24 protein-coding genes are annotated in these 26413 nt (G+C 33.1%); 21 read left to right on the top strand and 3 right to left on the bottom strand.

The genetic code is table 11. The features are described from left to right. The 16 genes from QZ136_RS00365 (at position 1) to QZ136_RS00440 (ending at position 19235) form a co-directional block, all read left to right on the top strand. Complete coding sequence (locus tag QZ136_RS00365; protein WP_291399333.1) at positions 1-1077, top strand: glycoside hydrolase family 99-like domain-containing protein; 1077 nt, start codon at positions 1-3, stop codon at positions 1075-1077. Then, positions 1074-1976, top strand: coding sequence for a glycosyltransferase family 2 protein (locus tag QZ136_RS00370; RefSeq protein WP_291399334.1), 903 nt, complete (start codon positions 1074-1076; stop codon positions 1974-1976). Before QZ136_RS00365 ends, QZ136_RS00370 begins: the two co-directional genes overlap by 4 nt. Positions 1977-2142: 166 nt before the next feature. Next, positions 2143-3321, top strand: coding sequence for an O-antigen polymerase (locus tag QZ136_RS00375; RefSeq protein WP_291399335.1), 1179 nt, complete (start codon positions 2143-2145; stop codon positions 3319-3321). Continuing rightward, positions 3318-4619, top strand: coding sequence for a nucleotide sugar dehydrogenase (locus QZ136_RS00380; protein WP_291399336.1), 1302 nt, complete (start codon positions 3318-3320; stop codon positions 4617-4619). Before QZ136_RS00375 ends, QZ136_RS00380 begins: the two co-directional genes overlap by 4 nt. Positions 4620-4627: 8 nt before the next feature. Continuing rightward, the gene (locus tag QZ136_RS00385) at positions 4628-5602 is read left to right on the top strand and encodes an SDR family oxidoreductase (RefSeq protein ID WP_291399337.1); all 975 of its coding nucleotides are present in this window, start codon (positions 4628-4630) and stop codon (positions 5600-5602) included. Positions 5603-5649: 47 nt separating this feature from the next. After that, positions 5650-7521 (top strand): asparagine synthase (glutamine-hydrolyzing), encoded by a 1872-nt coding sequence (asnB, locus tag QZ136_RS00390; protein WP_291399338.1) that lies wholly within the window; start codon positions 5650-5652, stop codon positions 7519-7521. Then, a complete protein-coding gene (locus QZ136_RS00395; protein WP_291399339.1) occupies positions 7518-8654 on the top strand; it encodes a glycosyltransferase family 1 protein in 1137 nt (378 codons plus the stop codon). The genes asnB and QZ136_RS00395 overlap by 4 nt, the downstream gene beginning before the upstream one ends. Before the next feature lies 1 nt (position 8655). Then, on the top strand, positions 8656-9696 hold the full coding sequence (locus tag QZ136_RS00400) for a polysaccharide biosynthesis protein (RefSeq protein ID WP_291399340.1): 1041 nt from the start codon (positions 8656-8658) through the stop codon (positions 9694-9696). Positions 9697-10040: 344 nt separating this feature from the next. Continuing rightward, complete coding sequence (gene wecB / locus QZ136_RS00405; RefSeq protein ID WP_291399341.1) at positions 10041-11159, top strand: UDP-N-acetylglucosamine 2-epimerase (non-hydrolyzing); 1119 nt, start codon at positions 10041-10043, stop codon at positions 11157-11159. Beyond that, positions 11156-12016: a sugar nucleotide-binding protein gene (locus QZ136_RS00410; protein ID WP_291399342.1), complete on the top strand. Its 861-nt coding sequence runs from the start codon at positions 11156-11158 to the stop codon at positions 12014-12016. The genes wecB and QZ136_RS00410 overlap by 4 nt, the downstream gene beginning before the upstream one ends. A 27-nt stretch (positions 12017-12043) precedes the next feature. Continuing rightward, the gene (locus QZ136_RS00415; RefSeq protein ID WP_291399343.1) at positions 12044-13258 is read left to right on the top strand and encodes a glycosyltransferase family 4 protein; all 1215 of its coding nucleotides are present in this window, start codon (positions 12044-12046) and stop codon (positions 13256-13258) included. Between the two features lie 17 nt (positions 13259-13275). After that, positions 13276-14175 carry an NAD-dependent epimerase/dehydratase family protein gene (locus QZ136_RS00420; RefSeq protein WP_291399344.1) on the top strand — a complete coding sequence of 300 codons (900 nt, stop codon included), beginning with the start codon at positions 13276-13278 and terminating at the stop codon, positions 14173-14175. Then, positions 14168-14719, top strand: coding sequence for a sugar transferase (locus QZ136_RS00425; RefSeq protein ID WP_291399345.1), 552 nt, complete (start codon positions 14168-14170; stop codon positions 14717-14719). The genes QZ136_RS00420 and QZ136_RS00425 overlap by 8 nt, the downstream gene beginning before the upstream one ends. A 341-nt stretch (positions 14720-15060) precedes the next feature. Continuing rightward, complete coding sequence (locus QZ136_RS00430; RefSeq protein ID WP_291399346.1) at positions 15061-16362, top strand: DUF4062 domain-containing protein; 1302 nt, start codon at positions 15061-15063, stop codon at positions 16360-16362. 184 nt (positions 16363-16546) lie between these two features. Next, a complete protein-coding gene (locus QZ136_RS00435; protein WP_291399347.1) occupies positions 16547-17410 on the top strand; it encodes an AbiJ-NTD4 domain-containing protein in 864 nt (287 codons plus the stop codon). A 241-nt stretch (positions 17411-17651) separates the two neighbouring features. Further along, the gene (locus QZ136_RS00440) at positions 17652-19235 is read left to right on the top strand and encodes a hypothetical protein (protein WP_291399348.1); all 1584 of its coding nucleotides are present in this window, start codon (positions 17652-17654) and stop codon (positions 19233-19235) included. Positions 19236-19455: 220 nt separating this feature from the next. Here QZ136_RS00440 and QZ136_RS00445 read toward each other — a convergent pair whose 3' ends face one another. Together QZ136_RS00445 and QZ136_RS00450 are read right to left on the bottom strand one after the other, a co-directional pair. After that, entirely contained in the window at positions 19456-20163 is a 708-nt protein-coding gene (locus tag QZ136_RS00445; RefSeq protein WP_291399349.1) for an RloB family protein, read from the bottom strand. After that, complete coding sequence (locus QZ136_RS00450; protein WP_291399350.1) at positions 20148-21386, bottom strand: ATP-binding protein; 1239 nt, start codon at positions 21384-21386, stop codon at positions 20148-20150. The genes QZ136_RS00445 and QZ136_RS00450 overlap by 16 nt, the downstream gene beginning before the upstream one ends. 154 nt (positions 21387-21540) lie before the next feature. Between QZ136_RS00450 and QZ136_RS00455 the strand changes: the two genes are divergently transcribed. From QZ136_RS00455 to QZ136_RS00465, 3 genes are all read left to right on the top strand, one after another. Continuing rightward, positions 21541-22053, top strand: coding sequence for a sugar transferase (locus QZ136_RS00455; protein WP_291399351.1), 513 nt, complete (start codon positions 21541-21543; stop codon positions 22051-22053). Positions 22054-23764: 1711 nt separating this feature from the next. Further along, on the top strand, positions 23765-24376 hold the full coding sequence (locus QZ136_RS00460) for a DUF6088 family protein (protein WP_291399352.1): 612 nt from the start codon (positions 23765-23767) through the stop codon (positions 24374-24376). Next, positions 24373-25386: a nucleotidyl transferase AbiEii/AbiGii toxin family protein gene (locus tag QZ136_RS00465; protein WP_291399353.1), complete on the top strand. Its 1014-nt coding sequence runs from the start codon at positions 24373-24375 to the stop codon at positions 25384-25386. The genes QZ136_RS00460 and QZ136_RS00465 overlap by 4 nt, the downstream gene beginning before the upstream one ends. A 163-nt stretch (positions 25387-25549) precedes the next feature. On the opposite strand, the gene QZ136_RS00470 is transcribed toward QZ136_RS00465, so the two are convergent. Beyond that, positions 25550-25774, bottom strand: coding sequence for a hypothetical protein (locus tag QZ136_RS00470; RefSeq protein WP_291399354.1), 225 nt, complete (start codon positions 25772-25774; stop codon positions 25550-25552). A 215-nt stretch (positions 25775-25989) separates the two neighbouring features. Here QZ136_RS00470 and QZ136_RS13425 point away from each other — a divergent pair, with 215 nt between their 5' ends. Both QZ136_RS13425 and QZ136_RS13430 read left to right on the top strand, forming a co-directional pair. Continuing rightward, positions 25990-26106, top strand: coding sequence for a sugar transferase (locus QZ136_RS13425; RefSeq protein WP_363244530.1), 117 nt, complete (start codon positions 25990-25992; stop codon positions 26104-26106). Continuing rightward, on the top strand, positions 26103-26228 hold the full coding sequence (locus QZ136_RS13430; RefSeq protein ID WP_363244532.1) for a sugar transferase: 126 nt from the start codon (positions 26103-26105) through the stop codon (positions 26226-26228). Before QZ136_RS13425 ends, QZ136_RS13430 begins: the two co-directional genes overlap by 4 nt. Positions 26229-26413 lie beyond the last annotated feature (185 nt).

The raw sequence follows: 26413 nt of genomic DNA on the forward strand, positions 1-26413 counted from the left end.
ATGACAAATAAAGATAAATTAAGACTAATAGCTTTCTATTTGCCTCAGTTCCACCCAATTCCAGAAAATGACCAATGGTGGGGAAAAGGCTTTACTGAGTGGACAAATGTAGGCAAGGCTAAGCCACTATTTAAGGGCCATTATCAACCGCATGTCCCAGCAGATCTTGGCTATTATGATTTACGACTACCTGAAGTACGAGAGGCTCAGGCTGCAATGGCTCAGGCTGCGGGTATTGAAGGTTTTTGCTATTGGCATTATTGGTTTGGAAATGGTAAAAGACTACTTGAAAGACCTATTAATGAAATTTTAGAGTCTGGAAGCCCAGATTTTCCATTCTGTTTTGCTTGGGCTAATGATAGCTGGAAAGGTATTTGGCATGGACTTTCAAAAGGTAAAGTGCTAATAGAACAGACTTATCCTGGAATTGATGATATTGAGAACCATTTTTACGAAAATTTGACTGCCTTCAAGGACGAAAGATATATCAAAATAGAAGATAAGCCTGTGTTTATGATCTATAAGCCTTTGGACATTCCTAACCCTAATGAATTTATTGATTTATGGCAAAATCTTGCAGTCAAAAATGGTCTAAAAGGGATTTACTTTATTGGACATGCTGTACATACGTGGGAGATTGAACAAATTGAGAAATTTAATTTTGATGCGGTAAACATTGTACGTCTAGCTCATGCCGAAAAGCAATTACAAAGTAAATATTATCGCTTCATGAAAAAATTATTAAAGCTTCCACGATTTGTAAAATATAAGGATGCTATACCTCATTTTCTTGGTGATGAAGAAAAACGTGATAATTGCTTTCCCACTATAATTCCTAATTGGGATCATTCTCCGAGGTCGGGCACCAATGCACTGATTATTCACGATTCTAGACCGGATTTATTCGAGACGCATTTGGTTGAAGTTGTGGAGGCTCTTAAAAGGAAGCCTGAAAATGCAAGAATTGCATTCATAAAGTCTTGGAATGAGTGGGCAGAAGGAAATCATCTTGAGCCTGATTTGAAATTTGGAAATGGTTATCTTGATGTTCTCAAAAAGGTATTACAATTGAAATGAGTATTAACGATACAAATGCAATTTCATTTAGCGTAGTTATTCCGACATACAATCGAGCTCAACTATTGAGAGAGTTGCTTACCTCATTCTTAGCTCAAACCTATAAGAATTTTGAATTGATTATCTGTGATGATGGTTCCACGGATAATACTTCACAGGTAGTATCTGAATTTACCGATCGATTAAGTATAATCTATGAAGTATTTAAGAATACTGGTGGTCCAGCATATCCTCGTAACCGAGGAATAGAACTCTCAAAAAATGATTGGGTATGTTTTTTAGATTCGGATGATCTTTGGACCAATGATAAGCTTCGAGTTTTGGCCGATTATATTTCCTCAGATAAATCCTCTATTTTTTGTCATCCGGTTCACTTGATTAATGGACAGAACGAAAAATTGGGTATAATAGGAAAGTATAAAAAAAGCTTATGTTTAAGCGACTTCGAATCGCTCTTGTATAATGGAAGCCAAATTGTAAATTCATCATTATGCGTTAAAAGATCTCTTTTATCGAAAGATTTTTTTTATAACACAGATTATGATTACCATGCAATTGAAGATTATATTTTTATCTTAAATTTAACCAACTTTGGCCATTCCATAAAATGTATTTCAAAAACACTTGGTTATTATAGGGTGCATGATAGCAACATATCAGCGGATCTGTCCAGACAAATTTCTAAATGGAAAAAATATTTTTCTACCCTACCATTTCGGAAGGTAAATTATGCCAAGATTGATAGTTTGGTATTATATTTAGAAGTTAATTTGGACAAGTTTAGTAAAACTGAGAAAATTTCAGCCTATACAAAATTATTATTTTCAAAAAATAGCAGCTTTGAGATCAAGAAAAAGTCGTTGGCAAAGCTGTTATTGAACATTATAAAGTCATCCTGATTTGTTCAATAAATATACTATGGGTTTTATTGATACCCTTTTCAAGACTCTTATTTACCCTATAATTTTTATCTTGATTAGTGTATTTTTTTTCATTTATCCAAATGAAAAATTCGTTTTAATTATAGCCTTGGTATATACCACTATTTTAATGGTGAACTTATTCATGAAAACTATTAATGTTAAAATTATTAACCTTTTCGTGTTATTTGCATTCTCCTATCTCATACCAGTATATTACTATACTTTTGCAAATAAAATAATTACTTCTTATGATCACTCTAATAATTTAAACTTATTAATTAAATACACATATATATACGGGTTGTTTTTCACAGTATTAGCTTTTTTCCTGCCTAATAGTATTAGCAATAGGGGCATTAGAATAAACAAAAAAGATAATTTCATAATTTTTTATGTCAATGTTTCAATTTGTTTATTCATTGCTTTCTTTTCAAAATCAGGAGAGAGTTTACTTTCATCTGGTGGATATGGTCAAACAGAAATTTCGAATTTAGGTGGATTTGCAATAGGAGAATATTTTTTAATATTCTTTTTTTTAGCATTTAAGTTTTCAGGAAATCAAAAGATTAAAAAATATATCCTTATTATATTAGCAAGTATATATATTATAGAATCCTTGGCTTTTGGTTTAAGAAATGAATTTATCCAATTATCCATTTTGTTATTTATTCTATACTATAAAGAAAATGGGAAGTCATATGGTTACTTTGCATTTATATTATTGGGTTTATACTTCAGTTCAATTTTTGCAGTATTTAGAAGTAATCCTATAGCATTTTTGCAAAGTTCAATAACGGAGAATCTTGCTTTATCAAATGTCATAGATAATGAAAATGATAGTTATATAAGTCACCAAGGCGATGTTATACACAGTTCTTCAAGGATAATTAACTTTCGAGACAATGGTATCACAAGTAATGAAGTTATATACAGTTCAGCAGCATTTTTTGTATTATCAGCAGTAATTCCACAAAAATATTTGCCAGAAGAAGCTAATATAGCTGCATATAAAAAGGATGAATACCCAGCTGGAGGAGGTGGTAGTTTGTTTGCATATTTTTATTTTTGGCTTTGGTATCCAGGAGTTATTATAATTGCAATTTACATAGGATTTTTAATAGGAAATTATTCTAAATATTTGAATTCCATATTTGGAGCGTATATAATTTTAGTATTCTCAACATTCCCCCGTTGGTTTTCATATTCCCCTATTAATTTGTTCAAAATGTGTATGTATAGCTTGGTTATTTATTTTATTTTCTTATTGATAGACCGTCATATTAGAGAATACGTTTCACAAAAAAATCAGTTAGTTAAATGAAAGAAAATTATAAAATTGCCATAGTTGGTTTAGGATATGTCGGACTTCCGCTCGCCATCGAATTTGGAAAAAAATTCAGTACAATAGGTTTTGATATAAACAAAAATCGAATCGATAGCTTAAATAATGGATTAGATGAGACTTTAGAAATCGAAGGTGATGTCTTGGAACAAGTTTTAGTGTCCAATATTGAAGATTTAAATTCGGGAAAAGGACTGTTTTTAACTTCGAAATCGGATCAAATCAAAGACAGTAATATATTTATTATAACTGTCCCCACACCTATAGATAAGAATAATCGACCTGATTTATCACCATTGTTTAAGGCAAGTGAAATGGTAGGCAATGTTTTAAAGAAGGGGGATATCGTTATTTATGAGTCAACTGTCTATCCTGGAGTCACAGAAGATGAATGTGCACCAGTTTTAGAGCGCATATCAGGCCTAAAATTTAATTTAGATTTCTTTTGTGGATATTCTCCTGAAAGAATAAATCCAGGTGATAAAGAACATACTGTATCAAAAATTCTAAAAATTACTTCTGGCTCTAATCCAGAAATAGCTGTTATTATAGATAATTTATATAATACTATAATAACAGCAGGTACCCATTTAGCTCCTTCTATAAAAGTTGCTGAAGCTGCAAAAGTAATTGAAAATGCTCAAAGGGATATTAATATCGCTTTTATTAATGAATTAGCAAAGATATTTAATCGACTTGATATTGACACGAATGATGTTCTAGATGCAGCTGGGACTAAATGGAACTTTCTCCGTTTTAGACCGGGTCTTGTTGGTGGGCACTGTATAGGGGTAGATCCTTATTATTTAGCTCAAAAAGCTCAGGAGGTTGGTTATCATCCTGAAATTATACTTTCTGGTCGTAGGCTAAATGATGGGATGGGTGAGTACGTTGCAAAGGAGGTTATTAAATTAATGGTTAAACGGGATATAAGGATAAATAATTCAAAAGTCCTAATTTTAGGATTCTCGTTTAAAGAAAACTGCCCAGACGTAAGGAATACAAAAGTTATAGATATTGTACGTTCTTTAGATGAATTTGGTGTCAATATCGTTATTTTTGACCCATGGGCGGATCCTCAGGAAGTTAAAAGACAGTATAATCAACTTTCTGTTAGAGAATTATCGCCTTTAGATAAATCCTTTGATGCTATCATACTGGCAGTGGCTCATAGCGATTTCTTAAAATTAAATATATCCGCTTTAAGGGGAACCAAATCTATTGTTTATGATATTAAGGGTATTCTTCCTAAAACTGAAACCGACGCTTGTTTATAAATACTATTATGCAAAATAAAACTTATCACGAAATTGATTTAACAAAGATTAGCTTTTTAATTACAGGAGGTGCTGGATTTATAGGGTGTAATTTAGTAGATTATTTGTTAAGGAATAATGCCGGTAAAGTACGTGTTCTTGATAATTTATCTAATGGTTATTATAAGAATATTGAAAGATTTTTAAATAATAAAAATTTTGAATTTATAGAGGGTGATATTAGAGATTTTGAAACTTGTGAATTGGCAGTGCGTGATATTGACTATGTAAGTCATCAGGCTGCGTTAGGAAGTGTACCTCGGTCAATTAAGGATCCTTTAACATCCAATGAAGTAAATATCAATGGTTTTTTAAATATGTTAACTGCTGTTAAGAACGAGCCAAGGGTTAAGAGAATGGTTTATGCTGCTTCTTCCTCAACATATGGAGATAGTAAAATATTGCCAAAGGTTGAGGGGAATGAGGGAACACCATTATCTCCTTATGCTGTTACTAAACTTGTTAATGAACTTTATGCTGACGTGTTCTCACGAGTCTATGGATTACATACTCTAGGTTTAAGGTATTTCAATATTTTTGGTCCCTATCAGAGTTCAGATAATGCATATGCTGCAGTAATCCCATTGTTTATTAAAGCTGCTAAAGAAGGAAGAGCTCCTGTTATTTTTGGAGATGGATTAACTTCAAGAGATTTTACATTTGTTGAAAATGCAATTCAGGCTAATATAAAGGGGATGTTATTGGAAAAGGAGCTTGTTAAACACGAAGTTGTAAATATAGCATGCGGTGAAACTCATAACCTTCTACAGATTTGGGAAACTCTAAATGACATCACTAAATCAAATATAGAACCAACCTTTTCTTCTGAAAGACCAGGTGATGTTAAGGCAAGTTTAGCAAATATTGATAAGGCATTTGAATTAATAGGATACAAACCACAAGTTTATTTCAAAGAAGGATTAAAGTTCACATATGAGTTCTAATATTATCATAATTAAAGCGAAAAGTTAAATTTTTTTATAAAAATATAATGTGTGGTATAAATGGATTTAATTTTCGGGATCATTCATTAATCGAATTGATGAATCAAAGCTTGCGTCATCGTGGGCCCGACAGTTCTTCAACTTTTGTGAATGATTCACTGAGTTTAGGGCATTCAAGACTCTCAATTATTGACCTTACTGTTGAGGCATCTCAACCTATGACTTACGTTCATAAAAAGAACACATTAAGAATCGTCTTTAATGGTGAGATATATAATTACATTGAAATTAAAGATGAACTTCTTCAACTCGGATATACTTTTGATACATTATCAGATACTGAGGTAATATTAGCATCTTATCTTGAATGGGGAGAGAAATGTGTCGAAAAGTTTAATGGCATGTGGGCATTTTGTATTTATGATGAATGGAATGAAAACCTCTTTATTTCAAGGGATCGATTAGGAGTAAAGCCATTATATTATTTTTATGAAGGTGATAAGTTTGTTTTTAGTTCTGAATTAAAGGGTATTTTAGAGCACACTAGCCTTAAAATAAATAGAAAAGAAAATATAAATATTGATTCTGTTGAACTTTATTTTTCTCTTGGTTACATTCCTGCACCCAATTCGATTTATAATAATGTTTATAAATTAGAGGCTGGAAATAATATTTGCTACGATTTAAAAAAGTCACTAATAACAAAACACTACAAGTTTTTCTATTTAGAAATTCCTAAACCTTCATTCGATAAAATGGAACTATTAGAGGAAGGAAAATTAATTTTTAGTGATGCTACGCAATTGCGAATGAGAAGTGATGTGAGTGTTGGAGCATTCTTAAGTGGTGGTTTAGATAGTTCGGCAGTAGTTGGGGAGATGAGAAAAAGTACAGACCTTAATAGGCTACATACCTTTTCAATTGGTTTTGACGATGTTAAATTAGATGAATCGAAATATATAAACATAGTAAAAGATTATTTTGGAACACAACATCACCATTATATCTACAAAGAACAAGATTTCGAAAAGCTACTTCCATGTTACTCAATTGTATTTGATGAACCCTTTGGAGACTATTCTTCATTTCCCACTCACAAAGTTAGTGAACTTGCCCAAAGTAATGTTAAAGTTGTTTTAAGTGGAGATGGTGGAGATGAAATATTTGGGGGTTATCCAATATATAATATTGGTTTTGCAATTGAAAAATTAAAAAATTTACCAATTCCTGTAAGGAAATTAATGCTTAAAGCTTCCTCAACATTAAAAAATCTGAATCCAATTTGTAATAAAATAAATGAGTTAATAAGGCTATCAATATTAAGTCGTGATTCATTTCATGTAAATATGTTTAATGATCGAAGATATAAACCAAATGTTTACGAGGAGTGGTCTATTAGTAAGATGAAAGATGCTTTGGCACTTTCAAAAAATAATTTAGCAGAAGCTCTTCGAATATATGATTTGTTGAATAATACCCTTGCCGATAATTATTTGGTAAAGGTTGATCGAACTTCAATGTCTAATTCAATTGAAGTTAGAAGCCCATTTTTAGATTATAGATTCGCTCATTTTGCACAAAAAATACCCGTAGAATTTAAAGTTGGAATTAGAGATAATAAAATTTTAATGAGGGATTTAATATCAGGATTAGTTCCAGATTCCATATTAAAAAGAAATAAAATGGGATTTACTCCACCTATTCATGATTGGATATATAATATAATCAGCCCCAAAGATATTACGGATTACTTGAATTTGCTTAGAGATATTAATGAAGATCTTTTTAATTTTTATAATAAAATATTGAACAATACTTCAAAAAATTATATGGATTCATTTTATTTAATTAAGTTGGTCATTTTTGTTAATTGGTATAAGCATTGGATATTGGGTGTAAAGTCAGACTTAACTTTATGATATTAGGAATTGACGCTTCTACACCCGGATCAGGAGGAGGAAAGAGGCATTTAATAGAGATTCTTAAAAGGTTTACTGAGTCTAACAATCAATTTACCATGGTACGGATATGGGGAGTTAACTCATTGTTAGATCAGCTTCCGAATGTTTCTTATATTGAGAAAATATCTCACCCATTTTTAAACAAAGGGTTTTTTTTAAGAATTTTTTGGCAACTTTTTATAAGGGATAGTCAATTTAAAAACAAATTTGATATCCTATGGTGCCCATTTGGAACATATTCCAATAAGAAGTTCCCGTATGTATCAATGTCAAGAAATATGTTAGTTTTTGATCTAAAAGAACAAAATAGATTTGACTTTTTTTTAAAATTAAAATTTAGAATACTTCGATTTAAGCAATCAAATTCTTTTAAAAATGCGAATGGTTTAATATTTCTGTCAAAATATGCACAAGTATTTATTAATAATGAAATTAACCTTTCTAATAAGAATATGAAAATAATTCACCATGGTATTGGTGAAGATTTTAGAGGTATAGCGAAAGTACAAAAGACAATCTCTGAATATTCAATAGAAAAACCTTATGAATTCCTTTATGTATCTTCAATTTGGCCTTATAAACATCATAAAAATGTAGTCAAATCTGTATCTAATTTAAGGAAACTAGGGTATCCAATAATTCTGCGTATAGTTGGCGATAATGACCATCCTTCTAGTGGAGAAATTTTAAAAACCACAATAGAGGAAGAAGATCCTTTTTGTTCTTTTATATTTTGGAAGCAAGGAGTTGCATTAGACGAGATTGCAAATTATTATAAAAACTCTGATGCCTTTATTTTTGCGTCTACTTGTGAAAATATGCCGAACATTTTAGTAGAGGCTATGTCCTCTGGTATCCCAATTCTATGTTCGAATTTTGAACCTATGCCAGAATTTCTTAGAGATGGGGGTATGTATTTTGATCCTACAAATATTGAAGATCTTACATTAAAATTATTAAAGTTTCTTACAAATGCTAAAATCCGAACTAAATTATCAGAATTGTCATTAGAATATTCATATTTATACAATTGGGATAAGTGTGCAACAGAAACTTACAAGTTTCTTTTTGATAATATCAAACTTAATTAATATGTTGAAAGATAAAATTTTATTAATAACTGGAGGAACTGGATCCTTTGGTAATGCTGTTTTAAACAGGTTTTTACACACTGATTATTTTAAAGAAATTCGAGTTTTTTCGAGGGATGAAAAAAAGCAGCATGATATGCGTGTTTCTTTAAATAATCCAAAATTGAAATTTTATATTGGAGATGTAAGAGATAAAACAAGTATTGAGCAAGCTATGTGTGGGGTTGATTATGTATTTCATGCGGCAGCGCTCAAACAAGTTCCTTCATGTGAGTTTTTTCCTTTGGAAGCTACCAAAACTAATGTATTCGGCACACAAAATGTTATCGAGTCTGCAATATCAAATCGTGTAAGTAAAGTTATCTGTTTGAGTACGGACAAAGCCGCCTACCCAATTAATGCTATGGGCATTTCAAAAGCATTAATGGAAAAAGTAGCCATAGCGGCTTCACGAAATATTCCCAATGACACAACGAAGGTTTGCCTAACTAGATATGGAAATGTGATGGCTTCTAGGGGTTCGGTAATACCACTTTTTCTTCAACAAATTATGGATGGTGAAGATATTACTATTACTGATCCTAATATGACACGATTTCTTATGTCTCTTGATGAGGCTGTTGATCTTGTACTATTTGCTTTTGAACATGGTAATCAGGGAGATCTTTTCGTTAATAAGGCTCCAGCAGGTACAATTGGAGATCTTGCACAAGCTTTGTTAGAACTATGTAAATCCAACAATAAAATAAGAATTATTGGGACGAGGCATGGTGAAAAGTTATACGAAACATTATGTACAAGAGAAGAAATGTTAAAAGCAGAAGATATGGGGGAATTTTATCGCATTCCAGCAGATAATCGCGATCTTAACTATAATCAATTCTTCAGTGAGGGGGAGAAAGATATTTCATTGGCTGAGGATTATCATTCTCATAATACTGAGCAAAAGGATATCGAAGGGATGAAAATACTTTTATCTAAATTGCCTTTAATTCGTAAAGAAGTGCTCGGACAAAAGGATGTTTTGCAGTATCCGGATTGATAACAAAACTTAGATTTAAAATATTTTGTTATTTGTTACTTTGAAAATAATATAGTCTAAAGTAACTAACTATTCAAATTAACTTGAGTTAGTAAGGTTAATTAGAGCTTGTGAATATTGATAAAATATATTTATTAGGCAGCTCAAAAAACATTGAATTTAACATTTTTCGGCAAAATAGATTAATAGATTTTATTTGTAAACTTATAAAAAACTATATTTAATGCACAAACCTTATCCTATACAAGGGGTTTGATTTTAATGAATATAATCATTCTTTTTTAAACATTAGCTACGAATTATTATTTTGAGTAAGCGAAATGTTATAAAAATACTAATTCTTTATGAAGAAACTAAAAGTTGCAACAATACTTGGGACTAGGCCAGAGATTATCCGTTTAGCTGAATGCATAAAAAAATGCGATATTTTTTTTGAGCATATTTTAATCCATACTGGCCAAAACTATGACTACGAACTTAATGAAATATTTTTCAATGATTTAGAGATTAGAAAGCCTGATTATTTCTTGAATGTTGCTGGAAATCATCTTGGTGAGACCATAGGAAATGTTATTGCCAAGTCCTATGAGACTCTTGTTAAAGAAATGCCGGATGCTTTATTGGTGCTTGGTGACACAAATAGTGTTTTATGCACCATTGCCGCAAAACGCCTGAAGATCCCAATATTTCATATGGAGGCAGGAAATAGATGTTTTGATCAGAATGTTCCGGAAGAAATTAACCGGAAAATTTCAGATCACATAAGTGATATTAATTTAACTTACACGGAGCATAGTAGAAGATATTTATTAAGTGAAGGTTTTAGGAAAGACCATGTATTTGTTACTGGCTCTCCTCTTAAAGAAGTATTGAATAGGTATTCTGATAAGATTGAAAACTCCGATATATTGAACAAGCTAAATCTTGAGGCGGGAAAATATATAGTTGTCAGTGCGCATAGAGAAGAGAATATTGATTTAAAAAATAATTTTGATATTCTGGCTGAAAGCCTTGATGCTGTGGCTGAAAAATATAAACTCCCAATTATTTTCTCTACTCATCCTAGAACTCAAAATAGAATTAAAAAGAGTGATAAAAAATTTAATCCGCTAATAAAGAATGTGGCTCCTTTAGGTTTTTTTGATTATGTGAAATTACAAAAAAACGCATTTATTGTATTGTCAGATAGTGGAACAATAAGTGAAGAATCAGCAATGATGGGCTTTCCGGCTATAAGCATAAGGACAAGTACTGAAAGGCCTGAAGCTATTGATGCAGGAACTATAATATTGGGTGGGATAAGTAAAGATCAAATGATTCAATCAATTGAAATAGGCAAAGGCTTATTAGGAGTAAATCAAGAACTTCCGTTTGAATATGAAGTAGAAAACACTTCTGCGAGGGTTGTTGCAGTAATTCAGAGCTATACGTCTATTGTGAATAAAGTTACATGGAATAAATGAAAAAGATTTTAGTGATTGGCTCAAAAGGCATGGCTGGGCATGTTATCTTCAGGTATTTAACGCAATTGAATACCTATCAAGTGTATGGAGTTGCTAGAAATGTTGAGAATAGTGATCGAATATTTAATTTGGACATAATTAATACTAATGGTTTAAACAAAATATTTGAATTAAAATTTGATATTGTTATTAATTGTATTGGTATACTAATAAAGGATGCGGAAGAAAATCCCGATAAGGCAATTTGGTTCAATAGTTATTTTCCTCACTATTTAGAAAGTATTACAAAAAATACTAATACCAAAGTTATTAGTATTAGCACTGATTGTGTTTTCTCTGGAGACAAGGGTGACTATACTGAGAAAGACTTCAAAGATGGGAAAGGGTTTTATGCTCAATCAAAGGCATTAGGAGAAATAGTTAATTCGAAAGACTTGACCATTAGAACATCTATTCTTGGCCCAGAATTGAATAAAAATGGTATTGGTTTATTTCATTGGTTTATGAATCAAACTGGGGAAATTAATGGATATTCTCAAGCATATTGGTCTGGTATTACAACTATAGAATTAGCGAAAGCTATAAATCAAATTATTTTGCAAGATTTAACTGGTTTAGTTATACTAGCTGCATCGCCTAAAATTGATAAATACAATTTACTCAAACTTTTTAATCATCAATTCAGAAATGGTAGTATAAAGATTAATTCAGACTCAAATTATAAAGTTGATAAAAGCATGCGTAGCATACGTTCAGATTTTAATTATGAAATTCCGTCTTACGAATCAATGATTTTAGAAATGCGAGATTGGATTAAGAATAATGAAAGTATCTACAATTATAATATTCTCTTATAACTGTCTTAAAAAACATTTTTATAGTCAATGAGAGAAAGTAAAATATGGATTATTTCTGAATTTTATTATCCTGTTGTTACATCTACAGGTTATTATATTACTGAAATTGCTGAATTCCTAGCAAAAAAAAAGAAAAATATCAATGTGATTTGTACTTCTTCAAAGTATAATGATGAAGATGATAGCAAATTTGTCAATGAAGAATATTTAAATGGAGTAAAGATATATAGAACTAAATCTGGTAATCTAGACAAGAATAATTTTCTTCAAAGGACCATTAAGCTTTTTAGTTCAAGTATATTTTTATTTTTTAAAATACTTCATTTAGTTAACAAACGTGACCAAGTTTTAATTGTTACAAACCCGGTATTTCTAATTCTTTTGATGCCAATTCTGAAGCTGCTTAAAGGTTTTGAATATAAGATATTAGTACATGATATATTTCCGGAAAATTTAACAGCAATTGGGAAAATAAGAGCAAATACCTTTTTATATAAAATTCTTAAAAAATTCTTTGATTTTTCATATTCATGCGCCGAATTATGCATTGCTATAGGTCGTGATATGAAAGAGGTTTTAGCAAAAAAAATAGGTGATAATTCAAAAATATGTATTATCCCAAATTGGTCCGATATTGATGATGTAAAACCTTATCCTAAAGAAAGCACTAAAATAATTAATAATTTTAACCTTCGAGATAAATTTATTTTTCAATTTGCCGGGAATTTGGGATATGCGCAGGGACTTGAAAATATAATTGAAGCGATTAAATTAGTAAATAATGACAATTTACACTTTCTTTTTATTGGTTCTGGTGCACTTGAAAATCAAATTGAACAATATGCAAATCAGGAATATGTTACTAATGTTACTAAAATAGGGTTTCAAAAAAGGAGCGATCAAATAGATTTTTTAAATGCTTGTGATGTAGCTATCGTTACTTTAAGTGACGGAATGTATGGACTAGGAGTTCCAAGTAAATCATATAATATAATGGCTGCTGATAAACCAATCTTAATTATAGCTGATCCTAATTCTGAAATAAGTATTTGTGTCAATGAATATAATATTGGTTGGGTGGTTAAGCCCAATGATCCTTATGAGTTGAGTGCAATTTTTCAAAAAATATATTTGGATTTTATTAATAAGAATAAACCTTTTATTAATAGCTCTAGAGAAGTTGCTATTAATTTGTTTTCTAAGGAGATAATTTTGGAAAAATATTCAAGCCTTTTTAAGTAAAAATATTCAATTTTTTAATGATTTTATTAACAGGCTCTAACGGATTTTTGGGCTGTCAAATTCAGAATGTTTTAAATACAACACAAAGTTGTATAACTTTAAGTCGTTCAAATTCTAATATAAATTGTGATATTAGTAATTTTATACCAGTTTTACCTCAGCTTAATATTGTTATCCACACTGCCGGCAAAGCACATTCTGTTCCCCAAACTTCACTAGAGAAGCAAGCTTTTTTTGATGTCAATTTCAAAGGAACTCAAAATTTATTGCAGGGTTTAGAAGAATCCCAATCATTACCTAAAGCATTTATTTTTATTAGTAGTGTTGCCGTTTACGGAAGAGAAAATGGAATCAATATTTCTGAAGATGCTCCCTTATTGGCTAAAGATCCATACGGTTTAAGCAAAATTCGAGCAGAGCAATTAGTAATAGAATGGTGTAAAAAGTACAATGTTATTTGCACTATTTTACGACTTCCTTTATTGGCAGGGGCCAATCCTCCTGGTAATTTGGGAGCAATGATTAAAGGAATTAAAAGAGGGTATTATTTTAATATTGCGGGGGGGAGAGCACAAAAGAGTATGGTTTTAGCCTCTGATGTTGCTCAGTGTATATTAAAAGTTTCAGAAATTGGTGGTATTTATAATTTAACTGATGGCTATCATCCAACTTTTAATGAATTAAGTCGTACTATTTCTTTGCAATTTGGTAGAAAATTTGTACCCAATATGCCTTTGTTTTTTGCCAAAATTTTGGCTAAGATTGGAGATTTAATTGGGGATAAGTTTCCTGTAAATTCTAATAAATTATCTAAAATTATGGCACCTTTAACATTTGATGATTCTAAAGCGAGAAAAGCATTTGGTTGGAATCCAACTCCTGTATTAAAGGGATTTAAAATAGAAGAAAATGCTTAGTCGCCTCCTCGCCCTCCTAATTTTCATTCTTTTATCACCAATTTTTATCTTGGTAGCCTTAGCTATCTTCCTAGAAGATGGTTTTCCAGTATTTTTTAAGCAGAAGCGTGTCGGAATAAATTATTCTTTTTTCCAGATTTATAAGTTTAGGAGTATGAAAAAGAATACGCCTAATGTGGCTACGCATTTATTGGAGAACCCTGAGCAATATTTGCTTAAAATAGGGGGCATCTTGCGGAAATTAAGTTTAGATGAATTGCCTAATTTGATAAATATTATGCGGGGGGAGATGGTGTTTGTGGGTCCGAGGCCGGCGCTGTATAATCAGGATGATTTAATGGCATTGCGCGTGGCAGCGGGGGTAGATAAGTTGAAGCCAGGGATAACGGGCTGGGCGCAGGTAAATGGGCGGGATGAGATTTCTATTGAGGAGAAGGTGGGATTGGAGAAGGAATATTTGGAGAAGAAAGGATTCTGGTTTGACGTGGTGATTGTGGTGAAGACGTTTACGAGTGTATTGGGGAGTAAGGGGGTGGCGCATTGAGGAGGTATTCCCGTCCCCTGAGGTTCTCGAATGGGAGCTTGTCGAATGGAAGAACAGAAGATGTTTGAGAAGCTATGAATCTTACAAACAATTATTTTGGGTCATTATAAAAGCTTGCATTGCGCAAGCTTTTTTGTTTTATAGGTTTAATAAAAACAACTGGAATTTATACGCAAGTCTGAACTAAAGGTATTCAACAAATAATAATTCCTTTTGATGATTTGTGAGAAAAAATCAATTTTGCAAAATAAACCTTTGGTTATGTATCTGATAATGGGTGTATATACGAAGGTTTGTTTCTCAAATACATAAGTTATGCGGTATACTAAAAAGACACAATAATGACAATAACATCTAGTGAATACGGATTTCCAATTTTTATAAGCTCAACGGACTATAATTTAATAGATCTTCGAGCTGAATTGGCCAAATATCTTTCAGACCTTGGTTATAGACCGATTTTAAGCTCGTCCGATGGTTTCCACGACAATTCACCAGACTTGGAGCCATGGGAATCTTGCCTTCAAGTGCTTCAATCGGCATACGTAATGGTGTTAGTTATAGACGGAAAATATGGAGATACATTCGAGTGGAAAAACTTTTCATCAATAATCGGAGAAAGAAAAGTTTCACCGACACATGCAGAGTATTTACTTGCTCACAAGACAAAAATGCGAATGTTAGTTTTTGTCAGAAAAGAGCTATTGACCTATTATCTAACGTACAGAACTGCGATTAAAAACTCCAAAGGTGACAAGGAAAAAGCAAAAGAGAGTCTTGCAATTTCATTACCCAAACACATTGCTTTTGAAACATTAGAATTCATAGAAGAAGTAAAAACTACACGACCAATTCCTTGGATAAAACCATTCGAGAACGTAACAGAAATAAAGCAAGAAATTCAAAAGAAAATGCTGAACGAACTTGCTGAATTATTCCTCTTCAAGAATAAGCATTTAGAAGCTGTAGTTCGTGCTTTTTCAACAGTCTTGGATGACTTGCCAGAAGACAAGCGTAAAGAAACTTTAGAGAAAATAGGCGCTACAAAAGAATTGATAATTGAAATAGAAACTCAGACTAAAGTAATACACGACCTTAAAAAGGAAAAGGAAAAATTACAGTCAGAGTTAAAAGGGAAAGCTGAAGAACTTGAGAAGGCGCAAAAAGACAAAAAGAAAGAAACTTCTAGCCTACAGAAGAAAGTTGAAAAATTAACCGAAGAGCTTGATAGCATTAACACACGAATAATAAGTCACGAACTAAATAACGCTAACTATTTAATTTCAGGCTCAACAATTCCTTATGTAACATTTGGTTCACAAGGCAATTCCGCAAGTTTACTAGGCGGAACGACAAGTGGATTATATTCGACTGGTATTTTGGGTACTGCAAATGCTTCCCCTTTTTCAACCGTATTAGGTACTAGTTTTTTGTATTCAGTTCCACAGATCTGTGACAAGTGTCATACAAATATGTTATCAACAGCATCAGTAGCTTTTGGTTCTCTAAAAACTTGCCCGAGTTGCAATAGAAAACTATGTAGTAGCTGCTTTAATGGAATTGGTACAACAGGATTAGTTTTTAGCAACGTCTGTGCCGACTGTAGAAACGACAGTGCGAAAGCAGTATTGAAGACCAAATAGTACACCGCATAACAAGGGTTTTGCGTTAGTGGGCAGAGAGTGCGAATAGAAACATTTGAGCAATTAATAAACTTGGTGCTGGCAGACAGTTTACGGTTTCAAAAGCCCACCAACGCAAATCCCGAAACCGTTAGCGGTCAGGCTATGACGACAATACAACCGAATAAATAACAGACAATTTGAAATGAAATTTTCACAAAGAATAGGCAAAGTATCAGCGACAAAACAGCTGCAAATTGAATCATTAGACGATGACTTAAAAAATGGTCTTTGGAATGGACTCAAGCTTTATATTCTTGACAATCTTTCAAAGTATGACCAATACAGAAACGATACAGAATTTGATATTTTCTGTTCAATTCTTTGGCATCATCATTACAAGCTACCTATTGACACAATTCCAGAATACGACAAACGCTCTGAACAATTCATTCGTGACAGTTTTTACAAAGGACAATGGTATGAATCATATGACCTCTTAGAATTTGTTGCAAACATTGAATCGGACTCTTTAAGAATTGACACTCATAAATTTAAAGAATTTTGTAATGGAATATTTGAAAGAGAATTTTCTGGTTATCGTTTTATTGACGATAAGATTTCACCAATTACAAATGAAAACGAAATTGAAGAAATTGAAAATGCAATAAACCAATCAGGACATTTTAGTTCGTTAAGGGGAGCTAATATTCATTTGAAATCTGCATTGGAGAAGCTTTCTGACAAAAAAGCACCAGACTACCGGAATTCAATCAAAGAATCTATTTCAGCGATTGAATCTGTTGCAAAAGCAATTTCAGAAAATGCAAAAGACAGTTTAGGTGCAGCACTTGACAAAATAAAAGGCAAGATTAAACTTCATACAGCTTTAGAAAGGGGCTTTAAACAATTATATGGTTACACAAGTGACAGTGACGGTATTCGTCACGCTTTAATGGAAGACCATAATTGCGATTTTGAAGACGCTAAGTATATGCTTGTTTCAAGTAGTGCATTTATCAATTATCTTATTGTAAAAGCAGACAAAGCAGGACTTAAACTAAAATGAGAATGGTTAAGACAATCAGACTACCAGAACGACAAGAAGCCCGAACCGCTAACAGGCGTTTGGCACAATGGCTGGTGACGTGGTTAATTGAACATTCTGCCTCGCTTCAACATTTGTGGTATATTGACAGTTTTGTTCTCCGAAATCTGCCACTGCGCCAAGCCCCCAACCATTGGCGGCAATGCTTTGGCGACATTGCTAACCTCAAGCTTATAGACTATAATTGAAGTAAAAAATACGAATGACAATCAGCGACATCATAACACTGGTAAGTTTAGTAATTGCAGTTGTTGCAATTTTGTCTGAAAAAAACAGAAAGCACTTACTGTTTAAATTTCACATAGTTGACCTTGTTTTATTTGCCAGTTCATTTTTTCTCATAAATTACTTTGTGTTCTACGAAAGCTTTTATGTAAGAGGGCTTTACATTTCACAACTCTACTTTATGGATTTCGGACTTCTCGATCCAAAAAAATATGCATATCTTATTTCAATATCTAGCTTACTCTATTTTCTCTACAAGATTTATTATGCCTTCTACCCTTTCAGTAAAATTCAGAATGTAACAAAATTTTATGGGCAGTTAATTGAAAATGACGAAATCTCTTTTCTCTTAGATTTAATTGACCGTTATCATAAAACAGACATCATCAAAGTTATTGATAGAACTGATGACTATAATCCTGAAGACAATTGGTGGGAACATCGTTTTCATAGAGAAACATTAAAGGAAAAAATAAAGAGGTGGTATGTGAGCGCAATTCAGTTTCTGTTTCCATACTCTTGGTATAACAGAAGGGCTTATGGTGTGTCAGTTCTTCACGGTGTCATAAATGACCCTGCTTTTATTGTTCTTGCCTCCAATTTACGACCTTATTTATTTGCTGAAATCTTTGCTCACTTCAAGAAAACAAAACGAGATGGTTTTCCAAAGGAACTTGTTAATTCATTTTTAAATGAGCTTGTGCAACACAAAAACTTTTGGCTTAAAAAAGAATTGCAGCAGAGCCAAAACAATGACTTCGGACAACCTGAATGGTTTCATAGCGACAATAGAATTCTTTCTGCTTTGCTTAATGATTTAAGTGTTGCAGATGTTAATGAAGTATGGCGACCATTTGGTGACACTGCAGTTGACGAAATTGAAGAAGAAAGAACGAAAGGTTATCAGAGTAAAATGTTTAATGAGTTCAGAGAAGAGCAATTCCTCTGGGAATACAAAACCTATTTTGCAATTCAGTTCTTGAAAATAGTTGTCATTGAAGCATTAGTTAAAAAATATTATGACAACCATTTCTGGCTTTACTATTACAGAAGTGTTACTGATGCTATACTCAAAACTTTTGAAAAGTATCCGCTTAACGATTTTGAAGAAGTGCAAACAGAGTATCATCGTTTCATAGATATAATGATTGGCAATTGTTTCTTGTGGCTTGGTATATCAAATGATAAAGAAGATAAAGGTTTTTATAATAATACACTTTCATGTTTGGGTAGTTTACTTCTTGCAGTTTGCAACAGTCCTTACTACAGCACTAGGGAGAAGGTAAGTTACATTAAAAACCTATTTTCTAAGTATTGCAATTTGAAAAGCAACTCTGAATCAAAAAAAATGAGGGTGAAGATTGGTGAGATAATCGTTAAACCTTCAATGCTCACAAAAGAAGGGGCTGCTTACTATGAATATGTAAAAATAGCTTGGGACAAATTTGATAAAATTCCACATCGAGGAATGGGATTAGTTGAGGATAACGACTATGATTATTTTAGACAATTTAAACAACAAGTTATCATACCGTTAGGACTTGACCCAAATATAAACTGAAAACCTATGTAAAATGACTAAGAAATTCGAAACGACACTTCACCGCCTGAACAGTAGCACAGCCGCCAACATATAAGGACTAAACCGCAGCATAGAGCTACGAAGCTTCGGCTTTAGTCTGATGTTGACTTAGCGTAGTAAGCCTTTAGTCTGGTTTATTATGGTTTTCAAAAATTTATTTGTTTCCATAACGGTATTCATTAAAAATCCAATTGAAACTCTACAATTCGGTCAGTGTTTTTTCTAACTCCAATAGTTCAGCAACAAGTTTATAAACCGTTGTACATGGATTTTGATTAGAAAAATCTATTGAGCTATTATAGGATAGTTCCAATTTTTTAGCGTTTTTAATAGCAAAATTTAAACTCCCATGTTGATTTAATAAATCAAACATGTCTGTTCTGTTTTTAGCGTATTTAAAGTTTTTTAATCCATTATTTTTAAAATGTTTTTCAATTCTATCTTTAAATGTGTTTCTTTTTAAGCTAGCCTCGCAATATTCAAAGTGTTGGAGGTACCAAATTTCAAATGCTTCATTACTCCATGCTGCTTCAACTCTTGGTGTATTTTTACAAAGTTGAATGGCATTGTTAAATGCCAGGGATGGAAAATCATCCTTATCAAAAACAACCCAAAGTTTATCTATTTCTCTTCCTGCCTCAGACTGCCATTTTTCTCTTAACTCGATGGCCTTCTTAACCAAACTTTCTGTATTAAATCCTTTACCTATAATATTAAAATCAGCTACATCTAAAACTCCTTTAGGTAAGGATAGTTTGAGAGATTCAAAATAATTTGGTTCCGTTCTTTCACCCTCGCAAACAATAAGATACTGTCTCCTTTTAGTTTTGAAGTTTATTTTTCTTTTTGCTTCTTTTCTTTCCCATCTTTTTAAATTGACAGAATCAAATTTTATTTTTCTGGCCATTTATTTAGTAAGGTTTTAATATCACCAATATAAGGAATTGCTCCGTAACGTCCTTGTATATAATCCTTTTCAAATGAGCTATCGTTCCTAATCTTTTTCCCGTTTTCACTATAGTCTGCAAGTGAATATAAATCGGAGGCACCATAAATATCTTTTTCCACAAAGAAAACTTGATCCCGTCGATAGTTTCCATAGTATAAAAGATTTGTGTCGTGAGTTGAGAAAACTAACTGTGCGTTTTTTAAATTGTGCTCTTTTGAATTGAATAGTTTTGTAACTGCTAATGTTAATAAAGGATGTAAGCTAGCGTCTAATTCGTCAATTATTAATACACCACCGTCTGAGAGGACGTCAAATATTGGCCCAGAGATATTAAATATTTTATTTGTTCCTGACGATTCTTGACTTCGCATATCAAATTCTTCAAGCATTTCAATTTCATTCTTGTCATTATACTTTTTATGAAGAGTTTTTACACCTATGAATGTTTTTCCTTCAAAATCAGTTACCATCTGCTTAACCAATGCTTCCGGTAAATCTTTAGGAAGTTCATTAGGGTCAAATGTTTTCTTGACAATTTTGATATCGTCAAATCCTAAGTCAAGTCGATTATAGAAATTTTGTAAAACAGGTTTTTGATCTTCATTTTCAAGCATTTTAAAAGTTACTGCTTTATAACTTTCATGGCTAAGACCTGATATAGTTATGAAATTATTAAACCATTGCATAATGGCTTTCGATATTGTGCCATTAAATTGATCAACAACTGCTAAAAACAATGTGTTGTCTCTTGTTTTTTCCTCTAGATCCTTACCTTCTTTAAATGTTGGGAAAACTTCAATTCCATCACTTTCTCTAATAAATAATGGTTTTTCAATATTTTTTTTTGCTTCAAATAACCATTCACTTCTTACACTAGTATTATCAACTTCAAAGCCATATCGATATCTTATATTGTTTACAAGAAATAATACTTCAAATAGAGATGGCTCTGACTCTGAGCCAGTATGTAATAAAAATGGAGTAATATCTAAATCTTGTGTTGAAGATTTTTCAAAAGATTTGAGCACTAGTCTTCTCATAGTACTCATAGCTTTAACGAAATTGCTTTTCCCACTTGCATTTGCTCCATAAATTACAGCTCCTTTTAATAATTTATACCTTTCTGTAATTATAGGAGGATTATCTGGATGATCTTTTATTGAAGTTGCTTGTAAACTCATAGATTTCCTTTCTTTAAAAGAGAGAAAATTAGAAACGGTGAACTCGATTAGCATAGGTCTATTTGTTTAATTATTCGCAATATTATTAAATTTAATCAATTTATTCGCAAAAAATGAGAAATTTTCTCAAAAATTGCATTAAATAAGTCTGTTTTTGAATTATCTATTATCAATTAAACTTTTTGTCTATCTTCCTAGAAGATGGTTTTCCTGTATTTTTCAAGCAGAAGCGTGTCGGGATAAATTATTCTTTTTTCCAGATTTATATTTTAGGAGTATGAAAAAGAATACGCCTAATGTGGCTACGCATTTATTGGAGAACCCTGAGCAATATTTGCTTAAAATAGGGGGCATCTTGCGGAAATTAAGTTTAGATGAATTGCCTAATTTGATAAATATTATGCGGGGGGAGATGGTGTTTGTGGGTCCGAGGCCGGCGCTGTATAATCAGGATGATTTAATGGCATTACGCGTGGCGGCGGGAGTTGATAAGTTGAAGCCAGGGATAACGGGCTGGGCGCAGGTAAATGGTCGGGATGAGATATCTATTGAGGAGAAGGTGAGGTTGGAAGGGGAGTATTTGAGGAGAAGGAGTTTGTGGTTTGATTTTAGGATTGTGGTGATGACGTTTGTTAGGGTGGTGAAGGTTGATGGAGTAAAACATTAAGGTTTTTATTTTTTTATAAGGGAGACCAGAGCAGAGATGTTCTGGTTTTTTTGTGCCTTAGTGTTTGGTTGTCACTGTGTCATTTCGAACATGCCAGTCAAAATGTTTTATTTAATATGGATGTGAGGCATGGAGAAATCTCATGCTATGAAACACAAATGTTATTAACAGCACGATTGTGGTTTTATGGACATTCTCGCTCATAGCCGCGGGGGCCTAGTCCTTTTCCAATAGCTGAAAAGGACCAAGCCGAGGCCCTTCGCCGAGACCATGAGAGCCTTAAAAAACAATAAACAAATTCGAATAACAATCACCGCTGCGTCTGATGCTTCCGGATCAAGTCCGGAAGGACACAGTAATGATTATGTTGTCATCCCGGAATATATCCGGGACGCACCAGCCAAGGCGGAATGACGGTGTGGTTGAGACAGTGCTTTTATTCCTGCTAAATAATGGGATTTTTTAGATACCCGAATGAGATTTCTCCACTCATCACGTTCTTATTTAGATTCACGGTGCTAGCTGAGTGTTCGAAATGACGGGCTAACGTCAAGCCACCACCGCGTCATTTCGAACATGCCAGTCAAAATGTTTTATTTAATATGGATGTGAGGCATGGAGAAATCTCATGCTATGAAACACAAATGTTATTAACAGCACGATTGTGGTTTTATGGACATTCCCGCTCATAGCCGCGGGGGCCTAGTCCTTTTTCTGTAGGAAAAAAGTACCAAAACCCCACCGCTGCGTCTGATGCTATGAAAGGCAGTGGTTAGGCTGGGTAAATCATTGCCGCACCAGCCAAGGCGGAAGATCGGTTAGGTAAAGACAGTGCTAGCAACCCAGTTAAATAATTACATTAGTTTTTCATAGTATTATTTTTAAAAACTACCGTCCAATTTACCTGGGTTTAGGCGTTATGCATGTCCCCCTCTAGAGGGGGTAGGGGGAGGAATTGTAATTTTATTTTTTTATTTTTTTGACAGGATAATTCTGGTTTTATGGGCATTCCCGCTCATAGCCGCGGGGGCCTATTTCTTTTCCTATAGCTGAAAAGAAACAAGCCGAGGCTCTTCGCCGAGACCATGAGAGCCTTTAAAAAACAATAAACAAATTCGAATAACAGCCACCGCTGCGTCTGATGCTATGAAAGGTAGTGGTTAGGCAGGGGTTGTCATTGCCGCACCAGCCAAGGCGGAAGAGAGGTATGGTTAGGACAGTGCTTTTATTCCTGCTAAATAATGAGATTTTTTAGATACCCGAATGAGATTTCTCCACTCATCACGTTCTTGTTTAGATTCACGGTGCTAGCGGAGTGTTCGAAATGACGGGCTAACGTCAAGCCACCACCGCGTCATCTCGAACATGCGAGTCAAGATGTGTTATTTAAGATAAGCGTGTGGCATGGAGAAATCTCATGCTATGAAACACAAATGTTATTAACAGCACGATTGTGGTTTTATGGACATTCCCGCTCATAGCCGCGTTTAGAATGATTTTATTGTTCTGTATTGTGTTTACAATTTTAGCCATAATTTTTTCATTTTCAATCTTGTGCAAATCTGTCTTAGGGTAAGACATGGGATATAAAAATGAGCGTCCGTCGAGAAAACAGGCACTAACTGTTTTTTATGAAAAATGAGCGCTAACCCCTATTTCAACAATATTATGAAAAATGATTTTTTGTCACAATTATTCGTAGATTTGTGACATGAACGAGTCAATAATTGGTCAAATTCAAGCTAGAGTTAAGCGGTCGAAGTCTGGTCAGATCTTTCTGCCTTCAGATTTTAAAGACTTGGGAACTTCTGCTGCCATTAGGAAAGCACTCTCTCGTTTAGTCGAGCAGAAAATTTTAATACGTATGGGTCAAGGTATTTATGTGACTGCTGTTCATGATAAGGTGTTTGGTGAAGTGCTTCCATCCATAGAAGAGATTGCCACATCAATAGCAAAAAAAGAGCATGTGAAAATCATGCTTACTGGACAACATGCATTGAATAAAATTGGACTATCTACTCAAGTACCAATGAAAATGGTTTTTCTAACTAACGGAACTAAGAAAAATATTAATATTGGAAAAAGCTCGATTATTTTCCAACCTACTACAAGCAAAAAATTGGCAATGCTTGGCTCAATCTCAAGTTTACTGTTTTTAGGTTTAGAGGAATTGGACTTAAAACAGCTTTCTAAATCTGAGATAGAAAAAATAATCAGCTTACTCAAAAAAGAAGATACGAAAAAATTGAAGCATGATTTGAAGTTAGCTCCAACAAAAATTAGTGACTTTGTAATTAAAAACTTTGTAAAACAAATGGTATGATTGGGTGGCTTCAAAAACTAGATGATAATTCTCGAAGAATCTCATTGAATCAAGCTTCATTGAATTCGGGAATAACTCCCAAGGCAATTGAAAAAGATTGGTGGGTTACCCTTGCTTTGAGAATGTTGTTCACATCAAGGTTTGCGACGTATTTTGCTTTTAAAGGAGGAACTTCTCTGAGCAAAGGTTGGGGAATTGTAGATCGATTTTCTGAAGATATTGATATTGCTTTAAATTCGGAGGCATTTGGAATCCATTATAAAGAAAAGCCATCTAAAACATTTGTAGAGCAACTTCGAAGAGAGGGATGTTTATTTACAAGTGTTGAAATTGCAAATGAGTTGTGGGCACAGTTTGAAAAACTTCAAATCCCCAATGAATTCTATTCCCTTGAGATAGAAGCTGTAAGAGCTGATATGCCTGACACAGATCCCCAAACGATATATGTCAACTATAAATCCTTATTTGATCCTAACCCTTATTTGCCGGATAGAGTAAAAATTGAATTTAGTGTACGTTCGCGGAAAGAACCAAATGACAGTCGTCAGATGCAAACGCTATTGAATTTGTATTTTCCCAATGATATTTATGGAGAGGAGACATTTCAGGTTACAACTATTCAGCCCAGTAGAACGCTGATTGAGAAAATTTTGTTATTGCATGAAGAATACAATCGTCAAGATAAGGGTAAAATGAGAACATATAGAATGTCTCGTCATTACTATGACCTACACCGCATTTACGCAGAGTATTCAAATACACTAGCAGACATTGAGCTCATTGAAGACATTATTGAACATCGAAAATTATATTCTCGACTAAGACATTTCGATTACAGCACACTTTGTATTGGTCAAATTAAAATAATTCCTTCAGAGGCAATTTTAATAAAATTAAAAAGTGACTATGAAGAAATGGCGAAGGAAATGATGTATGGAGATATACCAACATTTAATGAATTAATGGTTACAGTGAGAAAAATAGAAGATTCTTTCAATCAAAAATCATAATCTTCAAATATATCCCACTGTCCTTAGACTTCAGCGCAGCGGTGTCTACGGATTAATAAATGATAAGAGTCTTCAGACTCGCCTTAAAAAAATAATCTATTTTCTCATGTTCAATAAAAAAATACGGTTTAAGCATACACAAAGCCTAAATAAATTTAATAGACTAATCTTTTAAACAACCAATAGGTACCACCCAAACTCCATCTTTGCGTTGATAAGCAAATTGACCTCCAGTTATAATCATCAAAAAAGAAGCTTTCCCCATTTTTTCGACGTCAATTTTAGCGTTTAATGCTAATAAGTTTTCTGCGGCTGCATCAATTTGCTTTTGTCCCAATTTTACTTCTCTTAGGCTAAGTGACCGACAAATTAAAGCTGTGCTTTTCACAAAAGATAATGGGAAAATAAATAATAATGATTATTAGACTTTAAATAGTGTTTCAAAAGCAACCGCTAGGAGAGAATAACCGAAAGGTTGAAAAATTCAATTGTTTGACAGAAGTGGAGATTTGGAGCAGGAACAACCTATGTTTTGATTGGCTCATAATTGGATCAATTGGCTCATAGAACAAAATAAATAAGCAAATTAATGCAAAAGATGAATTGCCTAATTTGATAAATATTATGCGGGGGGAAATGGTGTTTGTGGGTCCGAGGCCGGCGCTTTATAATCAGGATGATTTAATGGCATTACGCTTGGCGGCGGGAGTGGATATTTGAAGCCAGGGATAACGGGCTGGGCGCAGGTAAATGGTCGGGATGAGATATCTATTGAGGAGAAAGTGAGGTTGGAAGAGGAGTATTTGAGGAGGAGGTTTTGTGGTTTGATTTTAGGATTGTAGTGATGACGATTGTTAGAGTGGTGAAGGTTGATGGAGTAAAACATTAATTCCGGGTCAGGCCCGGAATGACAGGGTGATATTATGGATATAACCAGGACTAAGTAGTTCTGGTTTTTTTGTTTTCAGAAAAATTAGACTAGAATTTCATGATTACATAGAGAATCTTCAGTTTGTTTATTTCCAAA

The sequence above is a fragment of the Daejeonella sp. genome, assembly GCF_017495225.1.
Classification (GTDB): domain Bacteria; phylum Bacteroidota; class Bacteroidia; order Sphingobacteriales; family Sphingobacteriaceae; genus Daejeonella.